Source organism: Staphylococcus sp. HMSC057A08 (assembly GCF_001812925.1).
Classification (GTDB): Bacteria; Bacillota; Bacilli; order Staphylococcales; family Staphylococcaceae; genus Staphylococcus; species Staphylococcus hominis.
In genome coordinates this window covers 1-3,772 of the sequence record NZ_KV810824.1, presented here as the reverse complement: position 1 = coordinate 3,772, position 3,772 = coordinate 1, and the positions used below count along the sequence as shown (strand labels likewise).

4 protein-coding genes and 1 pseudogene are annotated in these 3,772 nt (G+C 29.8%); 3 read left to right on the top strand and 2 right to left on the bottom strand.

Features of this window, described 5'->3' with window-relative positions:
- Window positions 1-139 precede the first annotated feature (139 nt).
- Window positions 140-307, bottom strand: a pseudogene (locus tag HMPREF2881_RS11360) (ABC transporter permease); the annotation flags it as partial.
- Between the two features lie 239 nt (window positions 308-546).
- Here HMPREF2881_RS11360 and HMPREF2881_RS00015 point away from each other — a divergent pair.
- Window positions 547-1,614 carry a Leu/Phe/Val dehydrogenase gene (locus HMPREF2881_RS00015; RefSeq protein ID WP_070653584.1) on the top strand — a complete coding sequence of 356 codons (1,068 nt, stop codon included), beginning with the start codon at window positions 547-549 and terminating at the stop codon, window positions 1,612-1,614.
- A 157-nt stretch (window positions 1,615-1,771) separates the two neighbouring features.
- On the opposite strand, the gene HMPREF2881_RS00010 is transcribed toward HMPREF2881_RS00015, so the two are convergent.
- Window positions 1,772-2,992, bottom strand: a complete 1,221-nt coding sequence (locus HMPREF2881_RS00010; protein ID WP_070653583.1) for a hypothetical protein — start codon at window positions 2,990-2,992, stop codon at window positions 1,772-1,774.
- A gap of 139 nt (window positions 2,993-3,131) precedes the next feature.
- Here HMPREF2881_RS00010 and HMPREF2881_RS00005 point away from each other — a divergent pair, with 139 nt between their 5' ends.
- Both HMPREF2881_RS00005 and HMPREF2881_RS11595 read left to right on the top strand, forming a co-directional pair.
- Window positions 3,132-3,443, top strand: coding sequence for a hypothetical protein (locus HMPREF2881_RS00005; protein WP_070653582.1), 312 nt, complete (start codon window positions 3,132-3,134; stop codon window positions 3,441-3,443).
- Between the two features lie 127 nt (window positions 3,444-3,570).
- Entirely contained in the window at window positions 3,571-3,672 is a 102-nt protein-coding gene (locus HMPREF2881_RS11595; protein WP_002497230.1) for a type I toxin-antitoxin system Fst family toxin, read from the top strand.
- Window positions 3,673-3,772: the final 100 nt, after the last annotated feature.

The following is a 3,772-nucleotide window of genomic DNA, read 5'->3' as shown; positions in this document are numbered from 1 at the left end:
ATTATAACACTGGTTAGTAGAGGAATGCAAAATTGATATTCATGAAATGTCAATTATAAGTACATTCAAATCCCCTCATAATAGTAGTAGTGAGAGACTTAGTATGTTACTTGTTAATCACAAGTTATATTGAACTTATTTAGATATTTTTCTTTCTGAAGACAAATACAACAAGAACTAAGAAAATAAATATATAAACAATATTACCAATAAATAATTCATGTAATTCTAATTTTGTAATTTCTTTAAAACTTTTATCAATAATTTGAACCATGATATTCATCATGTTAATTGGATTCCATTTTAATCATTCCCATTTATCAATAACAAGAGATGATTCATGATTGAACCACCTCTTTACTATTTGTTTTGGGATTTTTATCCTAGGCTCGTTTTTAATTTAGAATAATAGAAGTTATATTAATTTTAAAATTTTCTTATAACTCTCAATATAACTAATATTGTGTGTATTCCAAGTTGAGATTATTTGTAAAATATTAGGGTAAAAAGTTAACGGATGTCAATTATAAGAGAGGGGTATTTTCAATGATTTTTGAAACAATGGAGCAAAAAGATTACGAACAAATCGTCTTTTGCCAAGATAAAGCTACAGGACTAAAAGCAATAATTTGCATTCATGATACAACGCTTGGTCCGGCATTAGGTGGTTGTCGTGTCAGAAATGACTATGCATCAGAACAAGAAGCCATTGAAGATGCTATGAATTTAGCTAGAGGAATGACTTATAAGAATGCTGCTGCTGGCTTAGACCTAGGTGGAGGCAAGACAGTAGTGATGGGAGCTCCTAGTAAAGAAAATGAAGAAGCATTTTATAGAGCTTTAGGACGTTATATTAATACATTAAACGGTCGTTATTATACAGCTGAAGATGTTGGTACTTCAGAATACATAATGAACTTAATCTATAAAGAAACACCATATGTTTGTGGTACTAGTAAATCATTTGGTTCTGCAGGTAACCCAAGTCCAATGACTGCGTATGGTATTTATATTGCTATGAAACGTACAGCGAAAGAAAAATTTGATGATGAATCGTTAGAAGGTAAGACTGTTGCCGTGCAAGGTGTTGGCCATGTTTCTTATGAGTTATGTCGTTTATTAAGTAAAGATGGTGTGAATTTAATTGTCACTGATATTAATAAAGATAATGCACAACGTGCTGTAGATGATTTTGATGCTCAGTTTGTAGAACCTGACGATATATTCTCAGTTGAGGCAGATATATTTGCCCCTTGTGCACTCGGTGGTATCTTAAATGATGATACGATACCACAATTAAAAGTGAAGGCAGTTTGTGGATCTGCGAATAATCAATTAAAAGATGAAGAAACACATAGTAAAATGTTAGAGGATAAAAATATTTTGTATGCGCCAGACTACATTGTTAATAGTGGAGGGGTCATTAATACTGCAGATGAATTAAATGGTTACAATGAAGACCGTGCAAAAGAAAGTATTGAAGGTATCGATCAAGTATTAAAACATATTTTTGATATTTCTAGGGAACAAAACGAAACACCACTTGAAGCTTCACAACGTTTTGCAGAAAAAAGAATGGAGCAAATGTCTCGTATTCATGACATCAGAAGATAAATTAAATAAAAATATAAAAAAATACAAGGCGTAACACTTATATAAGAACTTAGGACACAAATCCCAAAATAATAGCGTAGAGATAATTCGATTACGAATTATCTCTACGCTTCTCTTTTTATCAATGCTTCATATTGTTTGGCTACGTAAATAAAAGTTATAATTTTTTATAATCATCTGATGTAAGTTCATCATGCAAATCATTCATCGAATCTTCGTCACTGGATGTAGATACTTCTTTTGTTGTATCATCTTTAACAAGTCTATTGTTTTCTAAACTATAATTTTTATATCCTTTATAATTATAATTTACATCAGGGTCACTATATTCACTCGTTCTAGTCACTTTCACTGCTGTAATCAATGTAATTTTTGTTGGTTCAATTTTAGAAACAGGTGAAACCTTTTCACTCTCTTCTTTGTCATCATCAAAGTAATCATCACTTGATACATCATAATCAACTTTATAGTAATTATCTATGTTTTCAGTCTTATATTTAGTGTATTTACTACTATTATATTCATCTTTAATAAGTTTATTATTTCTATCAAGCGTCTCAGAAATATTTTCAAGTTTATTTAGTTCGGGCAGGTCATTAGCTTTTATTGTATAAGTTTTCTTACCTTTAAATGAGCTTGAACCATTATTATTTATATCATCTATTAAATCTTGCGGAATAGTCAATTTGATACTATTACCATTTTTCAAATTACCATTATTAGGAACTGTAAATTCATAATTTGAGAGAGATAAATTAGACAAGTTTTTAGGAGCGCCTTTAGTTATTAAATTAAGTGATCCAGAACCATTCACGCCGGTAAATTTAGGATTGAGACCTTCAATTAAATCTTTTGCAGATAATTCTTTAGGTTTCTTTAAACCATGCACTTTAAATTCTTTTGTAAACTCTTTTGCTTTTAATTTAAATTCTTTAGATGTCCCTTTTTCGAGTTTTAATTGTACTTTAACTTTATCTCCATTTGATAAATTTTCATTATTGTAAATATTAAAATTGACATTATCCATGATTTTAGAAGCATGTCTCATTTGATGAAGTTCATCATAATTTAGATTTTCTTCTTCTATATCTTCACCTTCATTGTTCTCTATCATTCTTATAATTTCTTTATTTTTAAAATTTGATTGCTTTAATGCACGTATGTAAAGTTTATTCATTACTTTATCATAAGATTTATCTGTAATCTCAGCAGTGCCAGATTTTTCATAACCATGGAAAGAGACTTGTACATCATCTTCTACATTTATTTTATGATTTTTAACAAATAAGGTAATTACTAAAATAATGCCAAGTAATAGAACGATGCCGCCTATTAAATACCATTTAAATTTTTTCAGAAATGTTTTTAATTTTTCCATATGAACAATCCCCTTTTACAAATTATATAATTAAAAAGTTATTAATATTAACTTAACACAAAATAACGTTGCAATATATATAAAATTAAAATAATATTGGCTATGTGTATGTTTTTAAATTTTAAAAGGGGAGATTATTTTGAAAAAAAGTTTAATACTAGTTTTAGTTCTTAGCGTTAGTTTGTTATTAACTGCTTGTGGAAATGCAGAAGATAAGGCACAAGGCGAATGGGTGTATAAAGAAGATGATGGAGAAAAGGTTACAATGGAAATAGAAGATAGTAATGCTGAGATAACTTATATGGGATTAACAATGAAAGGTGAGATTGAGAAAGTGGAAAAGAACAACTTCTCATTGAAATTAGAAGATGATGACAGTACTGTGAAGTTTAAAGTAAAAGGTAAAGAATTAAAAGATGAAGATGGTAACACTTGGAAGAAAAAAAATTGATAGGATAAATTGTTCAACATAATTCAACTTATCGGAAGTTATATATCATCGTATGTTCGGAGATGATATAATATAAAGTTCGCCTATCTCTCAGGCGTCAATCTAGACGTAGAGAGGAGGTGTAATTATGCTTGATAACTTTGTTCACATCATGACCACAGCAGCGAGTGGTTGTATCGTCGCATTATTTGCGCATTGGCTACGCAATCGCAACGATAAGAAAAAATAGGCGACTATAGTCACACCTAAAAATCCCCTCACTACTTCCGATAGTGAGGGGATTTGGTGAATTATGCTTAATAACTTTGTTAAGTAGATTATAACACTGG

Excerpts from the sequence above, each read along its gene's own strand:
- HMPREF2881_RS00010 (WP_070653583.1), bottom strand. The coding sequence starts at position 2,992 with ATGGAAAAATTAAAAACATTTCTGAAAAAATTTAAATGGTATTTAATA.
- HMPREF2881_RS00015 (WP_070653584.1), top strand. The coding sequence starts at position 547 with ATGATTTTTGAAACAATGGAGCAAAAAGATTACGAACAAATCGTCTTT.
- HMPREF2881_RS11595 (WP_002497230.1), top strand. The coding sequence starts at position 3,571 with ATGCTTGATAACTTTGTTCACATCATGACCACAGCAGCGAGTGGTTGT.